This is a genomic window from Candidatus Berkiella cookevillensis (assembly GCF_001431315.2).
In the GTDB taxonomy this organism is placed as follows: Bacteria; Pseudomonadota; Gammaproteobacteria; order Berkiellales; family Berkiellaceae; genus Berkiella_A; species Berkiella_A cookevillensis.
On record NZ_LKHV02000001.1, the window covers coordinates 879,632 to 903,056 of the forward strand.

General features: G+C 36.6%; 16 protein-coding genes. 14 read left to right on the plus strand and 2 right to left on the minus strand.

The genetic code is table 11. The features are described from left to right. Window positions 1-3: 3 nt before the first annotated feature. Window positions 4-1,293 carry an MFS transporter gene (locus tag CC99x_RS03905; protein ID WP_057625230.1) on the minus strand — a complete coding sequence of 430 codons (1,290 nt, stop codon included), beginning with the start codon at window positions 1,291-1,293 and terminating at the stop codon, window positions 4-6. Window positions 1,294-1,520: 227 nt separating this feature from the next. Here CC99x_RS03905 and CC99x_RS03910 point away from each other — a divergent pair, with 227 nt between their 5' ends. The 6 genes from CC99x_RS03910 to CC99x_RS03935 all read left to right on the plus strand — a co-directional run bounded on the left by CC99x_RS03910 (window position 1,521) and on the right by CC99x_RS03935 (window position 8,356). Beyond that, window positions 1,521-2,948 carry an HDOD domain-containing protein gene (locus tag CC99x_RS03910; protein WP_057625229.1) on the plus strand — a complete coding sequence of 476 codons (1,428 nt, stop codon included), beginning with the start codon at window positions 1,521-1,523 and terminating at the stop codon, window positions 2,946-2,948. 108 nt (window positions 2,949-3,056) lie between these two features. Continuing rightward, a complete protein-coding gene (locus tag CC99x_RS03915) occupies window positions 3,057-4,484 on the plus strand; it encodes a TolC family protein (protein ID WP_057625228.1) in 1,428 nt (475 codons plus the stop codon). Next, entirely contained in the window at window positions 4,456-5,676 is a 1,221-nt protein-coding gene (locus CC99x_RS03920; RefSeq protein WP_141651925.1) for an efflux RND transporter periplasmic adaptor subunit, read from the plus strand. The genes CC99x_RS03915 and CC99x_RS03920 overlap by 29 nt, the downstream gene beginning before the upstream one ends. Further along, window positions 5,657-6,307: an ABC transporter ATP-binding protein gene (locus CC99x_RS03925; protein WP_057625226.1), complete on the plus strand. Its 651-nt coding sequence runs from the start codon at window positions 5,657-5,659 to the stop codon at window positions 6,305-6,307. The genes CC99x_RS03920 and CC99x_RS03925 overlap by 20 nt, the downstream gene beginning before the upstream one ends. Window position 6,308: 1 nt before the next feature. Next, window positions 6,309-7,502, plus strand: coding sequence for an ABC transporter permease (locus tag CC99x_RS03930; protein ID WP_057625225.1), 1,194 nt, complete (start codon window positions 6,309-6,311; stop codon window positions 7,500-7,502). A 44-nt stretch (window positions 7,503-7,546) separates the two neighbouring features. Further along, complete coding sequence (locus tag CC99x_RS03935; protein WP_057625224.1) at window positions 7,547-8,356, plus strand: class II glutamine amidotransferase; 810 nt, start codon at window positions 7,547-7,549, stop codon at window positions 8,354-8,356. A 21-nt stretch (window positions 8,357-8,377) separates the two neighbouring features. On the opposite strand, the gene glpD is transcribed toward CC99x_RS03935, so the two are convergent. Next, complete coding sequence (gene glpD, locus CC99x_RS03940) at window positions 8,378-9,895, minus strand: glycerol-3-phosphate dehydrogenase (RefSeq protein ID WP_057625223.1); 1,518 nt, start codon at window positions 9,893-9,895, stop codon at window positions 8,378-8,380. 106 nt (window positions 9,896-10,001) lie between these two features. On the opposite strand from glpD, the gene glpK reads away from it, so the two are divergent. The 8 genes from glpK to CC99x_RS03980 all read left to right on the plus strand — a co-directional run bounded on the left by glpK (window position 10,002) and on the right by CC99x_RS03980 (window position 23,342). Next, on the plus strand, window positions 10,002-11,492 hold the full coding sequence (gene glpK, locus CC99x_RS03945; RefSeq protein WP_057625222.1) for a glycerol kinase GlpK: 1,491 nt from the start codon (window positions 10,002-10,004) through the stop codon (window positions 11,490-11,492). Next, window positions 11,489-13,282, plus strand: a complete 1,794-nt coding sequence (locus CC99x_RS03950; RefSeq protein ID WP_057625221.1) for a M61 family metallopeptidase — start codon at window positions 11,489-11,491, stop codon at window positions 13,280-13,282. Before glpK ends, CC99x_RS03950 begins: the two co-directional genes overlap by 4 nt. 5 nt (window positions 13,283-13,287) lie before the next feature. After that, entirely contained in the window at window positions 13,288-17,184 is a 3,897-nt protein-coding gene (gene hrpA / locus CC99x_RS03955; protein ID WP_057625220.1) for an ATP-dependent RNA helicase HrpA, read from the plus strand. A 2,127-nt stretch (window positions 17,185-19,311) separates the two neighbouring features. Continuing rightward, the gene (locus CC99x_RS03960; protein ID WP_057625218.1) at window positions 19,312-19,524 is read left to right on the plus strand and encodes a type IV pilus modification PilV family protein; all 213 of its coding nucleotides are present in this window, start codon (window positions 19,312-19,314) and stop codon (window positions 19,522-19,524) included. A gap of 3 nt (window positions 19,525-19,527) precedes the next feature. Next, window positions 19,528-20,535, plus strand: a complete 1,008-nt coding sequence (locus tag CC99x_RS03965; RefSeq protein ID WP_057625217.1) for a hypothetical protein — start codon at window positions 19,528-19,530, stop codon at window positions 20,533-20,535. Further along, window positions 20,511-20,900 (plus strand): PilX N-terminal domain-containing pilus assembly protein, encoded by a 390-nt coding sequence (locus tag CC99x_RS03970; RefSeq protein ID WP_057625216.1) that lies wholly within the window; start codon window positions 20,511-20,513, stop codon window positions 20,898-20,900. Before CC99x_RS03965 ends, CC99x_RS03970 begins: the two co-directional genes overlap by 25 nt. Before the next feature lie 203 nt (window positions 20,901-21,103). After that, complete coding sequence (locus CC99x_RS03975) at window positions 21,104-22,489, plus strand: PilC/PilY family type IV pilus protein (RefSeq protein ID WP_158003230.1); 1,386 nt, start codon at window positions 21,104-21,106, stop codon at window positions 22,487-22,489. Window positions 22,490-22,529: 40 nt separating this feature from the next. Then, a complete protein-coding gene (locus CC99x_RS03980) occupies window positions 22,530-23,342 on the plus strand; it encodes an SDR family oxidoreductase (protein ID WP_102134520.1) in 813 nt (270 codons plus the stop codon). Window positions 23,343-23,425: the final 83 nt, after the last annotated feature.

Genomic DNA, 23,425 nt, shown 5'->3' on the forward strand with positions numbered 1-23,425 from the left:
AGTTTAACTTCTCTTTTCTTTCGCTAAAGTTTCTTTGATAAAAAAGGACAATACAAAAGCCAGCAATGCACAAATAGGCAATATCAGCGTTGCTTTTTGATAATCTTGTGAAGAATATTGTACTAATCCATTAATGACTTGACCTTGAGAGTGGTAGGTGATTAACCAGCCTAAGAGTGGCATTAGCATGGCACCGAGTAGAACGGAGAACATGTTTGCAATTGCCATCGAAAAACCAGACACCTCTTTGTCATGCAATTCACCAGCAATGGTATAAGACGCGATCAAGCCTGTATTGGTTAAACCAAAAGTGAAGGTTAGAATGAATAATAAGAATAAGGGGATACTTGGACAATAAAAAATAATGGGTAGTATGATTAAACTACAAAGACTAGAAAAGGTCATAATGGGACGTCTTCCAAAGTGATCGGCGAGCCAACCTGCAATGGGACCTCCGACAGCCCAACCGACAAAGAGTAAAGAAACAGCAATTTCAGCTTGGTGTTCTGTGATGAGATGTATATTTTTCAAAAATTGCTTACCCCACAATTCGCCCATCACATCACTGGGAGCATAGAGTAAGCCTGCAAAAATGGCATTGAGCCAAGTATATCTGTTTAAGAGTACTTTTTTAAAAGCGCCTTTTTGAGCTGTTGGGCGTGAGGCGGGGGGCTTTGATGCGCTTGCATCAGCAGTTTTATGTTTGGGATGATTGCGAACAATTGTGAAAATGAGTACAGATAAGGTAAAAAATACCACGCTATAGCAAGTAAAAGCAGAGCGCCAACCCACTGCATTGACGAGGTAAGGAGCCAAACCATTACCAATAGAAGCACCTGCCATACCCAATGCTTGTGTAATACCAACGATCATCGCCAGCTGACTTGGCTTAAACCAGGTTGTAATGAGTTTCAAGGCACCGACAAAGGCTGTTGCTGAGCAAAAACCTAACACAATGCGAGAGGCAATAGCCATATCAAAGATTGAGGCAGAGGCAAACAGTAAACTACTGATTCCACATAAAAAGACAGCTATTGTAAGTAATAGCCGCGGGCCAAACCTATCAACCAAATAACCCACAGGCATTTGCATGATAACGTAGGGTAAATAAAAAGCAGCACCTAGAAAACCAATTTCTAATTCTGTTGTGTTAATGAAAGCCAACTTCAAATCGTCGACAATAATGCCTGGTGTCACGCGTACTACATAATGTGAAAAGAAAAAGGATGCAGCTAGACCCCATATAATCCAGGGAGTTAACTTCTTCATGGTCGACATGGGTTGATTGTCCATAGACGGCTAATACCAAATAAGTAATTTACCAAAAATAAGAATTATAAGAAATTCAGTAGAAAAAGCTATATAAACAGAAGTGTATATGCACAATTTATTGTAAGATAATTAACTTGTTAAGCTAACAATTTGTGTGAATATAGCAAATATCAAGCTATGGAACTATATTTATAGAGCAGTGACTAGGGTAATAAAGTCTGGACAATCAATCAGTTGGAAGATAACACATGTCGGATCTCAGTAATACTTTTTCTATTACTCCTGAAAGTAAAGCAAGGTTTCGTAATATTTACGAATATTTGGATGGCTTGGCTTTATCCTATGAAGTGATTGAGCACGCAGAAACCAGATCTTTAGAACAAGCCGCACAGCTGTGTGCTATTCCTCGCACTGAATTACTACGTACTGTCATTTTATCCGAAGAGCATGGTGCGCTCATGGCTATTTTGCCTTGTAATAGGCTATTGGATTTTTCTGTGCTGTGTAAAACACTGAACCGAGATTTAGCACCAGCGCAATATGAAAGTTTACAATTAATATTTAAAGAATGTGAAGCTAACTCTTATCCTCCTTTACCTGATTATTTTGAAATGGATGCTATCTTGGACAAATCAATTTTATCATTGGAAGATGTCTATTTTGAACCAGGCAATCATCACACATTGATTAAAATGACAAGACAAGACTTTTTGTCTTTATTGCATAATGCTTGGCAAGGTGACTTTAGTGCACCCATTGCAAGCTTGACAGAGATGAAAGAAAATAGTCAGCTTGCAGCGCAAATTAATCAATTCACACCTAAACGGTTTGAAAATAGATTACAGGAAACCATTGAGTTGCCTGCGGTACCGCCCATGGCTGATAAAATATTACAGTTAAGAAGCGATCCAAATGCAACAGCAATGAATTTAGCGGTTATTATTGAGAAAGATCCAAGCCTTGCTGCACAACTTATCAAATGGGCACAATCGCCTTATTATGGATATTCAGGCAAAATTATTTCCGTTGAAAATGCGATCATTAAAGTGCTTGGTTTTGATTTGGTGCTTAATTTAGCGCTTGGTTTAGCATTAAACCGTTCTATGAAGGTGCCTTTGGATGGGCCTTTGGGCTTAAAAGCCTATTGGAAATTCTCTATTTACGCAGCCACACTGATTGAAAACTTGATTTATGAAATGCCTAAAGCAATGCGCCCAATACGAGGGTTGGCCTATTTATCTGGGTTATTACACAATTTCGGCCATTTAGTTTTAGCGGAATTGTTTCCGCCACAACATTTTTTGCTGAATCGCTATTTAGAAGTAAATCCTGAAGTAAGCATTAATGAAATTGAAAAGCATGTTTTGGGGGTGACGCATACTCAAATCGGCACTTGGTTACTGCAGAATTGGGGCATGCCCGCTGAAGTACTGGCTGCTGTAAAGTGGCATCATGAGGGGGATTATTCCAATGAGCATGCTGTTTATGCAAATTTAGCTTGTATAGCAGGTCGATTGTTGAAACGATACAACATGGGAGATGCGACAGAGGATAGTCTGCCACCGGAAATACTGGGATCGCTTTCTATGAGTGCAGAACAAGCTGAAGCAGCTTTAGAAAAATTGTTATCTAAAAAGGATGGCTTAGATAGCATAGTCAACCAGCTTAGTGCATAGTATTTTTATCAATTTATACAACAATTCAAACTCTAAGAGTAAACTGCGTTGAGTATATTCTTAAGAAGCGTATAATTTCCTTTTAAATTTTAGTTTTGTACCTAACGCGTGTTGTATTTTGTTGTTGGCCTTTTATTTTGTGTTTTCAGTAGCGTCACTGTTGCCGAATCGCTTTCCTTAGAAGATGCCATTGCGCTTGCCTTAATTCACAATCCAAATATTCAAACACATTGTTTAGATAAAAATCTTGCTTTAAGTGAAATTGACTATCAGAAATCTCTTTTTTTAGCTAAACCCAGTATTGAAATGAGTGGGGTTGTGCAAGAGGAGCGGACAGAATTAAATCAAAAAAACAAGCTGATAAAAGCGTATCCCAGTGTCGAACTCAAAACAACGATGGGTACAAGCTTTAAAGCTTATGTAGAGCAAAATAGTCATATTCAAAATCAGACAAAACATCATGATCATGCGGTAACACTGATTGTAAAGCAACCGCTTTCCAAAGGATTTAAGAAATCAATTAATCAGTGGCCGATTCAAAATGCTCAATTACAATACGATCTTGAAAAAATGTATTTTAGAAAAATGATTGAAGAGGTTGTAGCAGATTTGATCGTTCAATTTATGGTCTACCAGCAAACAGTGTGGACGGAAGATTTGCAAAAGCAGTTTCTCCAGCAAACGGAGAAATTTTATAATCAGATGCGTGATAAATTTGCTCAAGGCAGAGTCGCCGAAAATGATCTCATCGCGCCACAATTACAGATAAAACAAGCCAAACAATCTTATTTATTAGCACAGCTTGAAAGTAAAAGAATGCGACAACAACTTTTTGAGATTATTGGCATTGAAGATTTGGGTCAAGCGATTGATATGAATTTTATTCTTAAGCTTAATGGCGATGATATGCATTATAGCTTTGAAGAGGTGTTACAGAGTGATGTAATGATGAATGGATTGTCAGTCAATGCTAAAAGATTACAATCAGAGTTGTTAGTGACCAAAGACGCTCAAAGATTTGATCTTAATATGCAGGCAGATATGCATTTAGGAAGAAGCCATTACCACTATTTTGAAAATTTAATTGAATATGGATATTATCATTCATTGCACAGGCATAATAAAGGTTATGCCGCCTCTTTAAATTTATCAATCCCTTTAGGGGAGAAGCATTTATATTATCAACAATTACTTGTCAAAAATACTGCCATTGAAAAAAACAAAATTGAAAGTTATCAGCGTCAAAAAAATCTACGAAACCAGTATGATAATTTGATTCAAGATATTGATTTGAAAAAGCAGCAACAACAGTTGATTGAAGAGGAATTAACTCTTAGCGATCTAGAATATGAAAGTTCTCTTGAAAAATATTCTATCGGGCGTATCCCTATTATTGAAGTAACGCGTGCCAAAGAGCGCCATCATCTTGCTTCTATAAACTTAGCGAAAGCACAATTATCTTTGTTGTCATCACAGATTAAATTTCAACAATTGGCAGGTAAATTACTTGAAAGCTGGCATGTATCAATACAGTAAAATTTTAATAAGCCTTATTGCATTTTGCTTGCCTAGTATTGGCGCAAGTCAAAATATGGCTCATCACACTTTGCATAAAGTAGAATCAAAAAGCTTTAAGAAAACAGTTCAGCTGGATGGTAAAGTGATGCCCTATATTATGCAAGAACTTAAAATGCCTATCGAAACAACGCTTGTGGAGATGAACTATCATTATGGTGATAGAATTGAATCTAATGCATTGTTGATGCGTTTAGATGCGCCTGAGCTTAAAGATCATATTCGAGAAGCAAAAATGGATTTGTTGAGATTAGAAGAAGAGCTTGGTACTGTGATTGACTGGGAACAAAATAGCGAGACAGTGAGGCTTAAAGATAATTATGTACAAGCAAAAGAGCAATATGTATCTCTGAAAGCACATTATAGGAAATCAAAAGTACTTTGGCAAAAAGGTATTATTGCCAAAGATGAGCTGGAAAATGAGCGAAAAGCACTACTTCAATCTAAAAGAACCTATCTGCATTATAGACAAGCTTATGATGAGTATGTGAAAAATAAAGAAAAATCAAAAAAGATAATGAAGCTAAAATTGGCTAAACAGCGAAACCAATTGAAAGCATTGCGAAAGCAACGCAACCAATTACGCGTTTACAGTCCTTTTGAAGCAATTTTATTACCCCCCGCCAAAGAGCAAAACAATCCCTATGATATAGGTATTTTATCACCTGGAAAAACATTTCAAGCGGGCGAGATTATTGTAACTTTTGCTCAAATACAACCATTTGTTGTTGTCGTGCGAGCAGATGAACTTGATGTCGTGGGTTTGCAGAAAGACAGTTCAGCAAGCTTCTATTTTCCTAATTATCCACAGGATATTTTTAAGGGAAAAATTATTGAAATCAAACCACAGATCAGTAATGAACGATATACTCAAGCTGGATTTATGATTTCTATATTGGTAGATAAACCAGAGATAAAAAATACATTTCAGTTTGGAACGAGTGTAGTGGCTTCATTTGAAAAAAATATCCCCGTTCAAGGTTGGGTGATACCTAGATCTGCTGTTTACTATGATGAAACAATGCCTTTTTGTAAAGTGAACTCTGATAAGGGTGAGAAGAAAGCTTTGATTAAGATTGCTAAGACAACAAGTGATTCCGTAGAAGTCATTAGTGGATTAGAAGCAGATCAATATGTCTACCTCAATCATTAAGCTTCAAAATATTTACAAAAGCTACCCGCCCCATCATGGGTTGGTATTCTCTGATTTGTCTTTAGAGATAGCGCAAGGTGATACACTTGCTATTATGGGGGCATCTGGGCGTGGTAAAACCACTTTGTTGAATTTGATGGGGCTATTAGATACTGATTACCAAGGTTGTTATTATTTGTTTGGTAAAAATATAAATAATTTTTCAGAAAAAGAAACAGCGAATTTTCGTAATCAATATTTTGGATTTATTTTTCAAAATTTTTTATTTGTGAACCATTTGACAGTTCTTGATAATATTGCATTGCCACTTTTTTATCAGAAAGTAGCGCTTAAACTTGCGCGCCAGCGCGCTGCTGCACTATTAGAGAGATTTGAATTATCAGAGTTATCAGAGAGATACCCCACCACATTATCGGGCGGACAGAAGCAACGTGTTACGATTATGCGCGCTATGATTCATCATCCCAAGTTACTTTTTTTAGATGAACCGACTTCTGCTTTAGATGAAACATCGCAAAATAAATTTTTAGAGTTATTATTTGAATACAAAAAAGAAAGTGGATGCGGGCTTGTATTGGTTACGCATAACTCAACGATAGCACAACTTTGTCAACATCAAATAGTGATTTAAAATGAATTTATTTTGGTTAACTGAGCTTCTCTTATTATTGAAATACTATAAACTTCGATTTGCATTAGCACTGTTTGTGATCAGTCTTGGTATTATGTCTTTTACGATGTTTGTTATTTTGCAGTCTTCTGTTAAGGCGCATTTAGAACAAGTATTTTCACAGGTGTCTCAGTCTAATTTTGTAGCTCATCTTGCGCCTAAAAGCGCGGCAGAGCGCAAAAATATTCAGCGATATCTCTCTTATCCAGAGGTGAATGAAGCGTTGTCGCTTATAACAGAAATAGCAGAGAATAAGACACATGCAGCCACGCAGATTTTGCCGTTTCAAATAATATATGAAAAAGCATTGCGTTTTCAGGAGGTGTTAGAAGCAGATCTTGTGTTGATTTATCCACAATTATTACATTTTTTAAATGTCTCAACCAAAGAAGGGCATTTTTTTTCTCAGAATGAACATCAAGAAAAAGTGATTGTGATTGGCTCAAATATTGCCAAAGATTATGCATGCAGAGGTTTTAATCCAATAGGTGAAAAAATATCTATTCGAGGTAGTTATTATGAGATTGTTGGTGTTTTAGAAAATGCGGTAAATAATCCTTTGGTTGATTTTGATTTGAATCAATCAATATTGATTGATTATTCATTCTTGCCTGTCTTGGGCAGCAGTCCCTATCAGTCTTTTTTTGTGAGTGGTCATGGGGCTTTAAACGAGACTCAAAAACATTTTAAACAATATCTCAATGACAAGTTTCAGCTCACGAGTGTCTTTATTAAAGATGCCAATTTGTATATGCATGCCATGTTATCACAAATTACGTTGACGCTTAATATTTTGAAGTGGATTGCTGTTATGAATGTATCATTAGGCATTCTGGTTCTAGTGAATATTTTAGTGCTTTTAATTGAAGAGCGTGTGCCCGAAATGGGGATTCGGTTGTGCGTGGGGGCGCTTAAACAAGATTTGCTATGGATGTTTGTACGAGAGTCCATGAGCTTTTGCTTCATTAGTGGTGTTATTGGTCTTATATTGGGTGTACCTGCATCCTACTTTATTGTGAATAAGCTAAACCTATTATATGAGATTAGTTTATTTGATATGCTATGGATATTACCAGCCTCAGTGTTATGTGGGCTTGTTGCCGGTATTATTCCAGCCTTGTTTGTGGCGCGAAAAAATCCGGCAATGTTATTATAGTGTGACTAGAGACTGTTTCAGAAATAGTAAAAGTAGTTATTGCTATGTGTGAATTGCTTGGTATGAGTGCGAATGTCCCCACGGATATCTGTTTTAGTTTCAGCGGATTGATGAAAAGAGGAGGGGCGACTGGTCCTCACAAAGATGGTTGGGGTATTGCCTTTTATGAAGGTAAAGGTTGTCGTGTTTTTCATGATCCCTTCCCCAGTGCGCAATCAGAAATTGCTAAACTTGTAAAAAATTATCCTATCCATAGTAAAAATGTTATCTGCCATATTCGTAAGGCGAATCGTGGTCGTGTTTGTTTAGAAAATACACACCCCTTTATGCGACAATTATGGGGATTAAATTGGTGCTTTGCACATAATGGGCAATTAAAGGGTATCAAAAAAATACTCATTCCCACACATTTCCAACCCATTGGAACGACAGATAGCGAGCATGCTTTTTGTTGGCTAATGTCACAAATTAAAGAGCAATTCCCTGAGCCACCCAAACAAGAAACCATGTTATGGTTATTCATAGAAAAGTTAACTGCACAAATAGCACAATTAGGAGTGTTTAATTTTTTATTGTCGGATTCAAAATCTTTATTTGCACACTGTTCGACCAAACTTGTTTGGATCAAACGATGTTCACCTTTTGGCCGAGCAAAGCTGGTGGATGAAGATATTGAAGTGGATTTTCATAAAATCCAACATAACAATGACATTATTTCAATCATTGCCACACGGCCTTTAACTGATAATGAGGTATGGAATGTTGTTGAAAAAGGAACTTTGCTAGTTTTCAAAAATGGCCTCATCAAATACCAATCCTCATCCTCTTACAAGGACAGCCAGACTAATATCTAACAGGACAATCATAATAAACTACTAAATGATTTTGTGTGCTTTTAACCATTCATCAAGATGCTTAATTTGAACATTGTTATAAATTAATCCTAATTTTGTTCGGCGCCATAATATATCTTCGCAAGTTTCTGCCCATTCATTTTGTATAAGGAACTCAACTTCTTTTTGTGTAAGTCCATGTCCAAAATCTTCGCCTAAATCAGTGAATTGTTGGTAATCTTTAAGAATTATATTGATATTGTAACCATAATTGCGTGCAAGTCTGAGCAGTATTGTTGTCGGTACAAAGCCATACAGCTTTTGAGCGGATGCAAAGAAATTATCAAAGGTATTGTAAGGCATGCTGCCTGGTAAAATAAGTTCTTTGCTACAGCTTTTTTTAAGCTGCGGAAAGAATGTTGCTAATTGATTGATCAGTTTTTCACTTAAGCTTCGATAGGTTGTTAATTTACCGCCATATATATTAATAAGTGGTGGATGTTGAATCGAATTGAGTTGAGTATCAATTTTACAATCTCTTGATATTTGTGAAGGATTAACGGATCCATTATCCCATAATGCTCTGACACCTGCCCAAGTTGCAATGATTTGTTTTTCTTTTAAGGGATGATGAAAATATTGATTTACCACTTTGCATAAATATTCAATTTCTTCAGTTGTAATATTAGCGGTTTGTGGTTCATCCTCAAAAGCGATATCTGTTGTGCCGATAATTGTATATTGCTTTAAATAGGGGATGGTAAATACAACGCGTCCATCGCGATGTTGTAATAAGTAAGCTTGTTTTTGTTCATACAGCTTAGGAACAATAATATGGCTGCCTTTTACTTTCTTTACTTGATAGTTGCTAGGTAGTTTAATAATTTTATCTAGAGTGTCCTTGATCCAAGGTCCAGATGCATTGACAAGCACTTTGGCCTTGATACTTGTAAGTGGACAAGAGGGATCACGCATATTTCTAATGTAGAGATTCCAATTTTGATTGCCATCGCATTGTATATCTACACATTTACTTCTTGTCATGATCTTTGCACCCAATTGTGATGCAAGTTTGGCAACCAAAATAACCAGCCTGGCATCATCTACGGTACAATCTGAGTATTGGAAGGCTTTTTTAATAGAGCGCTTAATGGGATTCATATTTTGAGACACTTCATTTGAATCATCAAAATGCAGTGTTTTAGATTTTTTAAGCTGACTGTTAATATTCAAAAAATCATAACAATAGAGTCCTAATCGAATGAGCCAATCAGAGCGAAGGCCTTTTTCATAAGGAATAATAAAAGGAATTGGCTCTACCATATGGCCAGCGGTGTGAAGCAAAACTTCTCTTTCTTGTAGAGATTCTTTAACCAAACCAAAAGCAGAATGCTCTAGATAACGCAGTCCACCATGGATTAATTTTGAACTTTTAGAGGAGGTGCCACTGGCAAGATCATCTTGCTCGCACAGTATAACGCTGAGACCACGACTCACCGCTTCTAATGCCGTGCCAACGCCATTAATGCCACCACCGATGATGGCGATGTCGTATATCAAGATAGCCTCCCTTAAAATACATTTATAAAGCGTATCATAGTATGATGCTTTTAATCTCTGTTCATCTTAAATCTTAGCCGAGACTCACATATAAGTGAATAAACAAATGTCAGAATACTATATATCAATTGATCAAGGAACAACCAGTACACGTGCCATACTGTATTCTCCACAAGGCATTTTATTAGCGCAAGCAAGTGTATCTATTGAGTCCTCTTTTCCAGAAAATGGTTGGGTAGAACAAAATCCTGAAGCCATCATACAAAGTGTTGAAACAGTATTAAAACAGGTATTGGTAAATGCAAATAAACCTGCTCATGCTGTGAGAGGCATTGGTATTAGTAATCAACGTGAAACAACCTTTGTTTGGGATAAAACGACTGGTAAAGCAGTCTATCCAGCAATTATTTGGCAAGACAAAAGAACAGCCGATCTTTGTGCACAATTAAAACAGTCAGGTATTGAGTCAACATTACAAGAAAAGACAGGTCTATTACTCGATCCTTATTTTTCTGCTACTAAATTAACTTGGATCCTAGATAATGTTCCCAATGCGCGTGCCATGGCGCAAGCCAATAAATTAGCATTTGGGACTGTGGATTGCTTTTTACTTTGGCATTTAACCGATGGAAAAATACACGCCACAGATATTACCAATGCATCACGTACTTTATTATTTAATATTAAAACTAAACAATGGGATAGTGAGTTATTAAAATTCTTTAATATACCTGAAAATATGCTTCCTGAGGTACATGATTGTTGTTATGCCTTTGGTAATATATCAAGGAGAATTTTGGGTGTGGAGCTGCCTATTGTTTCTATGGTAGGTGATCAACAATCTGCGAGTATTGGTCAAGGCTGTATTGCGGAAAATCAAGCAAAATCTACTTATGGCACAGGTTGTTTTATGTTACTCAATACGGGTGAAACTTGTGTTTATTCAAAAAATAAGCTTTTAACAACCATTGCTTATCAAGTGTCTGGTAAAACAACCTATGCTTTAGAAGGCAGTGTATTTGTTGCAGGTTCTTTGATTAAATGGTTAAAAAATTCACTAAAATTTTTCGAGGTGGAGTCTCAGATTGATGGGCTGATTGCAAGTGCTCATGATCACAATGATATTATTTTTGTTCCTGCTTTTTGTGGTTTGGGTGCGCCTTTTTGGGATCCTTATGCAAGAGGTGCAATGTTTGGTCTGACTCAAGATACTTCAATCGGGCATATTATAAAGGCTGCTATAGAAGGGATTTGTTTTCAAACTAAAGATCTGATTGAATCTTTAAATCGTGATACAGGAACTCAATTACAAAACATTAAAGTAGATGGGGGTATGGTCGCGAATCATTGGTTTTTACAATCCATGGCAAATATACTCAATATCGATGTATTAAAAGCACGTAATCAAGAGGCAACAGCCTTTGGTGCATTTTTGCTCGCAGGGGTAAGCACAGGATTATTTTCATCATTGTCTGAGGCTGCAAAATTACCAACAGTAGAAAGTACTTTTAAGCCAAACGCCTCTTGTCGTGATGAATCCCATCAAAAATACCAACGTTGGTTGACGCAGATTGAAAAAATTAAGGTTATATTATGAAACAATCGATGCTTATAGAATACGATATTACATTTAATCCATCCCTACGACAGATTGAAATAAGATTACTCGTCAATAAACCCATACAAGAAGGGCAAACACTTTCTTTGCCTGCTTGGACACCTGGTAGCTATTGTATAAGAGATTATACGAAGCATATTATTTCTATTCAGGCTACAGATAGAGCCACGCATAAGAAAGTAGCGCTTAGAAAAATCAATAATAATACTTATGAGTGCGAAAGCGCAGCACAGTTAGAAGTATGTTATATCTTGTATGCCAACGATAATTCAATCAGAGGCTGTTATTGCAATTTTGATAGAATTTTTATCAATGGCAGTGCCGCTTTTATGACTTTGTCAGGCTTTGAGTCTTTGCCTCTTCAAGTCAAGCTCAACAAACAACGCATTAATCCAGAGTATCAAGTGGCTACACAACTTAAACCAGTAGATGCGCCGCGCTGGGGTTGGGGTACTTATTTTGCCAATAATTTTGATGAGTTGATTGATTGTCCCATTGCAATCAGTGATCTACATATTAAAGAATTTCTAGTCGATAAGGTGCCACATGCTATTTGTATGATTGGGAGAATTTTAGGCGATACTCAAAAGCTCACAGAGGATGTTGCTAAAATATGTCAAGCACAAGCTAATGTATTTAAAGATGTCTTACCTTTTGAGTCTTATTTATTTATTCTTCATCTTGTAGATGATAATTATGGTGGATTAGAGCATCGTAACTCTTCTGCTTTAATTGCATCAAGACAGAGTTTGCCTATGGATGGGAATGATCGCTCAAAAGAATATAAATCGCTGTTAGGTTTATTTAGTCATGAATATTTCCATGCATGGCATGTGAAGCGTATTAAGCCAAATAATTTTATAAACTTAGATCTGAATGCGCCAGCATACACAACGCTCCTATGGGTCTTTGAAGGCTTTACTGCATATTATGATGACTTAGGATTGGTGCGTGCAGGTGTTATTACTCGAGAAGAATATTTTATTTTATTGGTAAATCAAATCGTTCGTTATACACGATTGCCGGGTAAAGATTATCAATCTCTTGCCGAGTCTAGTTTTGATGCATGGACTAAATACTATTTTCCAAATGAAAACTCAATCAATCAAGGTGTGAGTTATTATGTTAAAGGATCTTTAGTCGCTTGTCTGCTTGATATGCAAATAAGATTAAAGAGCCAGAATCAAAAGTCTTTAGATGGTATTATGAGGATACTGTGGGAAGATTTTGCCAAGCAAAGTAAGGGCATATCAGAATCAGATATTGAAAATTTATTAGTAGACTCGGGCGTTGAGAAATCATTTTTGCAACAAGCTGTATATGAGTGTGCATTGCTTCCGATTGAAGATGTTTTTTCACAATTTGGTTTGCAACTTGATTTTGCGCCTTATAGTCAGATTGATGTTTATTATCCAGATGCACCTCCGGTGTCTTCTACTCAGGGTGTTTTTGGATGGCTACTCAAAAAGTCTGATGCTGCTGTAACCGTTATGTCCGTACTTGCAGACGGGGCGGCTGGCCAAGCAGGTATTTGTGCAGGAGATGAAGTCGTGGCTATTGATGGTTTTAAAACCACACAAAGAAGTTATGACGTATTGGCCAAGCGCCTAAAAAGTGAGCAAACGGTTGTTGTCACACTCTTTAGAGATAATTTACTTAAAAATATCTCAGTAAAGCTCGCAACACCTCAGTTAGAGATTGCTAAAATGAGTCCAATGAATTATCTTTCTCCCTTACAAAAAGAAATGTTAGATGATTGGCTAAAATAGACCTTATGAATATTGAAGAAAAGCTTGCTGATTGTTGCTATCGCGATCGTGTGATTCTGGCTAAGCAATATCGAAAGATTCAACATCAAGCAACAGAGCAACAAGCAGCAGCTTTGTCTCGCTGGCATGAAAAATTGAAGCAATCTCAAGAAATGCTTGAGCATAAAAAGTCTTTAGTACCAAAATTGAGTTATTCTGCTTTGCCTATTATGTCGCAAAAACAGGAAATCATTTCTTTGATCGAAAAACATTCTGTCGTTATTGTGGCAGGTGAGACGGGATCGGGCAAAAGTACACAGCTTGCAAAGATGTGTCTTGAAGCTGGTTTTGGCACAAAAGGTATGATAGGGCATACACAGCCTAGAAGAATTGCTGCACAAGCCATAGCAAGGCGTGTTGCGGATGAGTTAAAGGTTAAGCTTGGGGAACAAGTTGGTTACAAAATAAGGTTTAAAGACAGGACACAGCCACTGACTTTAGTCAAAGTTGTCACTGATGGCATGATGCTCAGCGAAAGACAAACGGATAAATTGCTGTTGCAATATGAAGTGATTATTATTGATGAGGCACATGAGAGAAGTTTAAATATCGATATTTTATTTGGTATTTTAAAGAATCTTCTTCAGAAAAGACCAGAATTAAAAGTTATTATTACTTCTGCAACCATTCAATTAGAAAAATTTTCTAAATTTTTCGATAATGCACCTATCATAGAAGTACCAGGTCGACAGTTTCCAGTTGAAATGTGTTTTCCCTTTGAACCCAAAGAAGAGGAAATTGATAGTAATTCTAAAAAAGACGCTCAGGATACGGATATACAATCTGATGTGATTGCACAAATTGCAGAAACAGTAAAAATCGCGATTCGGCAAGGTCAAGGTGATATATTAATTTTCCAAAGTGGTGAACGAGAGATTCAGGAAACCATAGAGGTTTTAAAAGGGCTTAAATTAAATAACACAACTATTCTACCACTTTATGCACGCTTAAGCTCAGCGCAGCAACAATTGATTTTCAAAGATATGGTTGGTAGAAAAATTGTTGTCTCAACCAATGTAGCTGAAACTTCGATTACTGTTCCAAATATTAGATTTGTAATTGACACCGGCTTTCATAAAATCAGTCGCTATAATTACAAAAATAAATTACATCGTTTAGAAATTGAGCCTATCAGTTGGGCAAGTCATGTACAACGTAAAGGTCGGTGTGGGCGTGTAGGGCCAGGCATCTATTATGCATTGTTCAGTAAAGAGGATTTAGAGCGTAGGGCAGAATTCACCGATCCAGAAATATTAAGAACCAGTTTAGCGACAGTACTCTTAAACCTCTTAGCTTTGAACATTAAAGATGTTCGTCATTTTGATTTTATTGATGCACCCAATTATAAATATATTAAAGATGGTTTACGCTTATTGTCTCAGTTAGAAGCTTTGGATGAGACAGAAAGGCTTACGCCTTTTGGTCATGTGATGGCACGTATTCCAATAGAGCCAAGATTATCTCGGATGATTATTGAAGCGAATAAACTAGGATGTTTGCAACAGATTTTGATTATTGTCAGTGCGCTTAGTATTGCCGATCCCAGAGACATCCCTTTTGATAAAAGAGAGCAAGCACGTGAAAAGCATGCGCTATTTGTAGACGAGCAATCAGAATTCATGAGTTTTTTAAAATTATGGGATTTTGTGAATCAAAATAAAGCTGCATTGAGTCACAAAGCCTTTGCTCAACTTTGTCAAAAAAATTTCTTATCCTTTATTCGTGTATGCGAATGGATGGATTTGTATGATGAACTCAAGCGTATTGTATTGCGATTAAATTACAAAATAAACAGTGTAGCAGGGAGTTACACTGATATTCATCGTTCTATTCTTTCAGGAATGTTAGATCATATTGGGCAGAAAGATGAACATAAAAATTATATAGGGGCGCGAGAATTAAAATTTGTAGTACATCCCTCGACAACTATTAAAAAGTTACCACAATGGATTGTTTGTGCAGAATTATTTCATAGTTCACAAACTTTTTCTAAAACACTTGCTGCTATTGAACCACATTGGTTAACAGAGCAAGCTAAGCATTTAATAAAGAAATCTTATTTAGATCCACATTTTGATCTTAAAACTCAGTCAGTGGTTGCAATTGAAAAATCCAGTCTCTTTGGCTTGGCTGTAGAAAGCAAAAAAGTATTCTATGAACAGAAGAATCCTCGTCTCGCAAAAGAAATCTTTATCAGAGAGGCCTTGCTTGAGGAGCAATTAAGTGAATCACTTGATTTTTATGTGCACAATAAGCAAATTGCTCTCCAGTTAGAGAAGATAGCTCAAAAGACACGATATCGTTATGTTTTTCATAACCAAGAAAGTGTGTTTGAACATTATAAACAAAATTTGCCAGATTCAGTCGCAAGTTTGCAAGGCTTGAAAGCGTGGTTAAATAAAAATCATAATCAAGCACTCAAGCTTTCGCTTTCAAGTTTTGTTACGGAAGAAGAATTAATAAAGATTAAAGAGCAATATCCAGATGAGTGGCAGCTGGAAAATATTAAGATCCCCATTCGATATGAATACAATCCAGGGAATTCTAAAGATGGTGCAACTTTGTGTATCCCATTGGATGTGTTTCCCTTTATTGCAAATCAAGACAATTCTTGGTTAATTTTAGGATGGTTAACAGATAAATTAGGCTATGATCTTAGAAATATTTTGCGTCAATATAAACATAAATTACCAACCAGCAAACAATTGATTGAGACAATTTTTCAGTCACTTGTTTATCGAGAAGGTAATTATGAAGAAGTTTTGGCTAATTTCTTAGCAAAGCAGTACCAGATATTATTAGGCAAAGATTATTTTAGTAGAGATGTAATTCATACACCTTCTTATTTGCGTTGGCATTACTCTGTTATTCAGAATAATAAAGAAATCATCAGTGGTGATGATTCTATAAGTCTCTTTCAAACGTTGAAGCAACAAGGTCTGGTCAAAGAGGTGCTTGGTTCTCGTAAAGAGGCTGCATTGTATTTGGAATGGTCATTTTCTGATTTACCGCTCAGTGAATATAAAACAATCAACCATAAAAAAGTATTGGTGTATCCCGCGCTTGTTGAAGAGCAAGAAAAAGTAGCAATTCAATTTTTTAATACTTCTGAATTATCTTTGCAATACCATGTTACAGGTATTATGAAGCTGATTAGATTGGCACTTGAATCCGATGTAAAATATCTTAAAAAGCAGTTGATAGATAAGAATCTACTTAAAAAAGCGCAGCTTTATTTTTCTCAAGACAATCCAGAGAATACAATACAAGATATGTTGATTGATGCTGCAATCTTTGAATGTTTTGTTAGAGGCTTTGAGCCTATTCGAAGTAAAATAGAATTTGATAATCGCTTGAATAGCCATAAAAATAAATTGACAACCACGTTTGATAGTTACGCAGCTATATTAAAACAAAGTATCATGATGCGTGAAGTTATTGAGCAGAAAATAAATAAATACAGGCAAAAGAATGAGTATCAGGCTTCTATTGTAGATATTCAAACACAGTTGAAAAATTTGTATAGAAATAAATGTTTATTGATAGCAGGGCTGCAGTGGTTTGCACGATATCCTGTTTATATGAAAGCCATTGAATATAGATTGGATAAGCTTCCTGCTAATATCAAGCAAGATATATTAATCACCAAAGAAACGAGTTTCTTAGGACGTTGCTTGCAGCAAGTCATAGACAATAAATTATCAGATATCAAAGATACGGCTATTTTACCTGTTTCAGAATTGAGTCATAAATTAAACAATGTTGCTTGGAAGATAGAAGAGTTACGCATTTCGCATTTCGCACAAAGGCTGGGTACTATAACTTCTGTTTCTAAACAAAAAATAATTAAAGAGCTTGAATGATTTGAGCAGCAAATAAGAAATCCCACTTTTTGAAGCTTGTCTCTTCTACATAAGTGGACTATAAGCATAGTAACTGCCCTTTCCTTCGTTCGCAAAGCGAACATTTTCTCACTTTTGTAAAGGGAGACGCTCGTGCAGCGTAGCTGCGCTGAGCAGAGGGATTTAGCTTTTTGAATTTAGCCTCTAGCATAAATCCCCCTTGCGCACTTTAGGAATAGGAATCGCAGCAGGAACAGGGGCCTTAGGTGGAGGCGTTGGTGGGATTTTAGGAGCTGCTGCTGGCGGGGGGGGTAGTGGGAAATGCTGTATGGATGCCTGCTGTCCAAGCCATTACTACGAGTGGGCAATTAATATCACAGGAATATTAATATAATCATGCAATTAACAGCCATGTTCATAATGTCGTGCTTAATGGGCTTTATCATGCAGCGTTATAAATTTATGAAAACTAGATATTTCATGCTTTTTATGTTGCTTTTATTCATAGGGTACCATTTTATTTTTTATATGATAGATGGTTGGCCGATATACCCTAGCGTGTTTGAAATAACATTGTTTGGGTCTGGTATTATATTTTGTACTTTTGTATTTCATGTGTCTAAAATATTGGAGTTAAGAAAAAGAAAAAAAATGGAGAAAGGATCGCACGGTGATGCGGTAACGTGAAAGGTATATACTCTTCGCATTCGAGTTTTAGGTTTTGTTGGCCTCACCTACATTGTGCCCCTTGTGGGTAAAAATAGACTGTTATGAGTATAGGTAGTCACACGTAGCGCTTTAAATGATGTCATCTCGCACGGCGATTCATATGCAGCTGCCCAAAGGGCAGGTGGTTGTATGTAGCGCGTGATGCGAGATCTCTTTGTGTCCTGCGATGAACGATGAGATTCCGGGTAGTAACAGTCACTCTTTAGGTTAGCTCTTAAGGTCAAATACAGACACCATCCCAGTTAATTAACCGTCCTATTTTGGGTGTGCTCTCAAGGCGCTTCATTGCTTTTCTTCTTCTATCTACTATAAATGGATTGATATTCTTCTGCATCCTCATTAAATATGAACTTTCTCTTCACTCATAAGCAGTTCTAATCTCCAACCTTTAGAAACATCTATACCACAAAAGATACTGAAATTTTGAACCATGTTTGCTATCCTTAATTGTGGACTTAGACGCTTAATTATATACACGGTCTTTTATGCTGAAAAAAATATATAATATGTCATGCCAGCGAAGGTTTATCGGCACCAACCTAAAGATAATCCAAGCTTGCTTGGTTAATGGTCTAGAGTCGAATCTCTAATTTATATTTCTTTTATAAAACATTAGCACCTATATAAAGTATGTGCCCTGGTGCGAAGCACCCTACGCCCACTTTGTAATCAAAGGGGGCAGCCGTCTGCGGCGGGGGATTTATAATTTCAGGTTAAGCTAAATATCTACAAAAAAAATGATATGCATTGTGATCAGGATAAATTTCGAGATGCATATTTGGAGAGGAAAAAATATATGTATTGAGCTTCAATAATTATGAAGTTAAGCATCAAATAGATGGTGTACTTGAAAAATTGAATCCTACCATAGAACAGATAAAATAGTTTGGAACAGAAAAAGATTGATATAAATCCCCCGCCGCAGACGGCTGCCCCCTTTGATTACAAAGTGGGCGTAGGGTGCTTCGCACCAGGGCACATACTTTATATAGGTGCTAATGTTTTATAATCGAATCCCAAAAACTGTTTAAGTTGACGTCTATGAGCCTTCACTGATGTGACAACATAAATCATTTAATATAGGTGACAACACAGCGCTTAATAATCGATTTTCTTTTAAAACATATTTTTTAGGCAGAAAATTAATAGCTAATTAACTTATTTAACCCTCACCTGGCTTTCAGCCATCCTCTCCCAAATTGGTAGAGGCATTATGATTCGCGCTGCTCATCCATAAGAAAGAGATTTGATTCAGGCGCTTGTCTACAGCATCCAGTCTTGATACACCCTAAGTGCATAGATGAATTTTTGAATTATTGTTTGCTGCTATCTCGCAATCCTCATGTATTTTGTATACACTGCCTTTGCTTGGGAGCGGAGTGCTTATTCGTAAATTCATCTGTTATGGATATTCGTTAAATGAAAAGGGAAGAATTTATTATTACTGTCAGTGGCATGACGCTGATTGAGGTTTTAGTCTCTTTAAGTATTTTTTCTACAGTACTACTCGCTTGTATGGCATTTTCGCTTAATGCTTTGCAAAGATGTAGAGATTGTTTACGGGATACGGAAGCTGTAAATGAGCATTCAACTTCTTTTGAAAGATCACAGCTATCTACTCAAATGAATTAAATCATGAATCTGAAACTTCTTATTAGAAAGTGCCAAGGCTATACAATAACAGAGCTGCTGATTGGTTTAGGTCTAGGCGCTTTTTTGATTGCTTCAGTGATTCATATATTCCTAAGTATTAAGCAAACGACAAAATACCAGCAAGGCATCAGTCGCATACAAGAAAATATGCAAGTTTCATCTGTACTGCTTGGACAATGGTTGAGAGGCGCGGGTGATTATGGTTGTAATCGTTTAGATGAGCAGATGGCTTTGCGCTGGATTGGCATGACAGCCACTGATATTGATTTCAACCGAGAGCATCCAGTATACCCAACAACCATAGAAAAATTGCGCCATAATCCAAAAATATCTGCTGTAACCTTGATGCGTATTAAAGAAAATACCGATATTATTTTGATGAATCGTATTCATCAATTTTATAAACTAAACGATTATCAAGATGCGCAGGATGGTAAAATTTCAGTTTTGGGACAACCAAGCTATAACAAAAATGATATTTTGTTTTTAACAGATTGCCAGAATATAGATGTGTTCAAAGTTGTTAAAGATGTAAATACTCATCCACAACAAGTTACAACCGATATTCATATTCACCTGGGAGAACAGCCATCATTGACTAAGCTTTATCCGCCGGGTGCTTTATTAGGTAAATTAGAATCGGAGCTGATTTACATTGGTGATACAGCAAGAAAAAATCAAAATGGTAATCCCATTTTTTCGCTTTATGCAACAGATCTAAATGGACGAACTTTGGAACTTGTTGAAGGTGTAGAAGATATGTCTGTAGAATTTTGCTGTGTCCCTGAAACAGATCAGTATTATCCGCAAGCTATGTGGACACCTGAACAAAAAATAAATGCTGTACGTATCAAGCTCTTATTAAATTCTGTGGAGGATGTGCAAAGCGTGCCGACTGCCTATAAACAGAAAGACATTGATGTGATGCCAAAGGATAAACTGATACGGAAATGGTGGGAACAAGAGTGGGCAATACGATCAAGGGTATAAACAAGCAAAAAATATCTGGTAGCGTACTCATCGTGGTATTATTATTGTCGCTTGTTGTGAGCATGATGGTAATGATCTCTTTAGAAACAAGTGTGCTACAAACTAAAATCAGCAGAAATTATCAAAATGAAGTGCTTAATTTTATGAGCGCTGAGCAGTCATTGCAAAGATTGGAAAATAAAGTATTGCAAGAAGCTTATCATACCTCCAATGATGTTGGGGAGCTTGAAAAATTGCAATTTGTTCCTGAAACGCTAGAATTTGGAGAACGTCAAGGAGTAACATACTACCAACTTGATATTCAACAAAAAAATTTAGAGGGCGCACAAACACATTTGCAATCCGTGGTAGCAATTCGGCAGTAAAAATATTTTATATGTATCATTTATTTTTGTTCTTTTTGATCACTTATTCTTCATGTATTTTTTCTTTTAACTTAATAAGCAGTTCATCTTATTTAGATGCAGAACCTGTAATTATTCAAACGATTCTCTCGCATGCAACAGAGAAGCATGATATTACACGGGCGACACGTTTAGGATATACGAATAAAGATATAAGCCCAAAGATGCAGCAGTTGTGGCAAAGAAAATTACCCAAGCCTGCATCTCAACCTGTTTTAGTGGGACATCCTAATTTCCCTTTCCCAGATTGTTGGCCATCGACAAGCAATAAACCGCATCCACCTGAAAATGCTATGTATGCAGAAAAATATTCTGATTTTTCTCAAAAACAGATAAGTCGATCGCCTATCGTTTATCAGATAGATGGTGAATATCATTTACATGCTTTTGAGCTTGAGACAGGAAAATCACGCATTGATTTTGATTTAAAAAGCCTATTTACAAGATCACTCATCGAAAAAGATAAAGAGGATAGAGAAACTACGATAGCTCCAGAGCTGATGCATGCGGATATTTTTTATGATAATCAATGGCATTCTGTATTGGTTGGCATAGTGGGGGTTAAGCATCAAGCAGTATTTTGCATAGAGGTGACCACTGCATTGTCTGGTGCTGCGGCACAGAAGCATTTAAATCTCTTATGGACTTTAGAAGATAGAGATAGTTTTTTCAGTTGGCCGACTGTTTCTCGTATGGTTGATAATGTTTGGTATCTTATCTTAGCTCAATCAGGTTGTTCAGATAATAATCATTTATCTGCTGGTTTTAAAATGATCAATTTTAAAACAGGGGTTGTCTCCCAAAATTTGAGGGCCATATCCATAGAAAATAAGAATGAAACTTCTAAGAACCGAATTCAATTTTCAGCCATGACAGCCATTGATTCAAAATCCAGAGGCTATGTTGATTATCTGTATGCAGGTGATAATTTGGGGAAACTGTGGAAATTTGATTTAGAGAATCAGTTTTTGCAAAACAGTGAATTTATCAAGTATTCGACTCTCTTTAAAATGAATGATAATGGCGTATCAGGGGAAATCTTATCTCAGCCTAAAATTGTGCTGCATCCTGAGCAAGGATTTTTAATTAGCTTTCTTGCAAAATATCCGAATGATGAGCAACGTTATTTGATTAACATCTGGGACAAGAATGCGCATTTAAGAAAGGAGACGCATCTTTTTTATACATTGAAATTAGCCGCTTATTCTAACAGTACAGAGACTGAAAATTGGTATATGCCTATTGGATATGATCATGTTTATCCTCTTGTTCGAAATAAACAGTTGCTTATTGCATCACAAGCGAATCAGTTGATTGCTAAAGATATGCACTCATCAAAAACGTGTGCTCAGACTAACTATAAAAAGCCATTATTTCAGTCCACGACTCAGTCATCTTTAACATTTGTGGGAGCACCACTTGTCTTTTCTCAAGGGCTTAAACAACCGATTTTGGTTTTGCATGGATTATCAGATGGATCATTTGCATGGACTGAATTAGATCTAAACGATAAAATTGGTAGACGTGCTTGGCGGGAGTTAAACCATTAACTCATGTGCTGTGACTATGTTATCAAAAGGAGTGTGGGATGTGAAAGACTTTCAAGGGAAGACAGTATTCATTACGGGTTCAAGTCGTGGTATTGGCAAAGAAATAGCATTACATTTAGCAAAAGCCGGCGCAAATATTATTATTACGGGCAAAACAACAGAAGCACATCCTAAATTAGAAGGCACTATTTATAGCGCGAGAGATGAAATTGCGCAGACAGGTGCTAAAGTTACGGCTCTTGCTTTAGATGTCAGAGATGACGCAGCGATTCAGCATGCAATGAGCATCGCAGCACAAGAATTTGGGGGTATTGATATCCTCATTAATAATGCTAGTGCAATCAGCTTAAGCGATACTACCCAAACAGAAATGAAACGCTTTGATTTAATGTTTGATGTAAATGTTCGTGCAAGCTTTGCTGCCTCACAAGCCGCCATTCCTTATTTGAAAAAAAGTAGCCATCCTCATATTTTGATACTGTCTCCTCCCATTAATCTCAATCCTAAGTGGTTTAAAGATCATCTTGCTTATACCATGTCTAAATATGGTATGAGTATGTGTGTTTTAGGTTTAAGCGAAGAATTACGTGAGGCTAATATTTCAGTCAATGCATTGTGGCCTAAAACAACGATTGCAACCGCAGCGATTCAATATAATTTTCCAAAAGAGGTTTACCAAGCAAGCCGTAAACCAGAAATTGTTGCTCAAGCAGCACTTTGCATTTTAAAACAAAAAGTCACGGGTCAATTTTTTATTGATGAAGATATTTTAAGAGCACAGGGTGAGACCGATTTCTCAAAATATGCAGTGGATACGAGCGCTCAGTTAAAGCTCGATTTGTTTTTAGATTGATGGGTGAGTGACGCTTTTTAATATGAGCGGAAGCGAATAAAAAAAATTCCACTTTTTGAAGAGGGACGCGCACTGACAAGTGC

Bases quoted from the DNA above. Each gene is read 5' to 3' on its own strand.
- CC99x_RS03975 (WP_158003230.1), top strand. From the start codon at position 21,104: ATGCAGCAGTTGTGGCAAAGAAAATTACCCAAGCCTGCATCTCAACCT.
- hrpA (WP_057625220.1), top strand. From the start codon at position 13,288: ATGAATATTGAAGAAAAGCTTGCTGATTGTTGCTATCGCGATCGTGTG.
- glpK (WP_057625222.1), top strand. From the start codon at position 10,002: ATGTCAGAATACTATATATCAATTGATCAAGGAACAACCAGTACACGT.
- CC99x_RS03930 (WP_057625225.1), top strand. From the start codon at position 6,309: ATGAATTTATTTTGGTTAACTGAGCTTCTCTTATTATTGAAATACTAT.
- CC99x_RS03905 (WP_057625230.1), bottom strand. From the start codon at position 1,293: ATGGACAATCAACCCATGTCGACCATGAAGAAGTTAACTCCCTGGATT.
- CC99x_RS03965 (WP_057625217.1), top strand. From the start codon at position 19,528: ATGAATCTGAAACTTCTTATTAGAAAGTGCCAAGGCTATACAATAACA.
- CC99x_RS03925 (WP_057625226.1), top strand. From the start codon at position 5,657: ATGTCTACCTCAATCATTAAGCTTCAAAATATTTACAAAAGCTACCCG.
- CC99x_RS03960 (WP_057625218.1), top strand. From the start codon at position 19,312: ATGAAAAGGGAAGAATTTATTATTACTGTCAGTGGCATGACGCTGATT.
- CC99x_RS03935 (WP_057625224.1), top strand. From the start codon at position 7,547: ATGTGTGAATTGCTTGGTATGAGTGCGAATGTCCCCACGGATATCTGT.
- CC99x_RS03910 (WP_057625229.1), top strand. From the start codon at position 1,521: ATGTCGGATCTCAGTAATACTTTTTCTATTACTCCTGAAAGTAAAGCA.
- CC99x_RS03950 (WP_057625221.1), top strand. From the start codon at position 11,489: ATGAAACAATCGATGCTTATAGAATACGATATTACATTTAATCCATCC.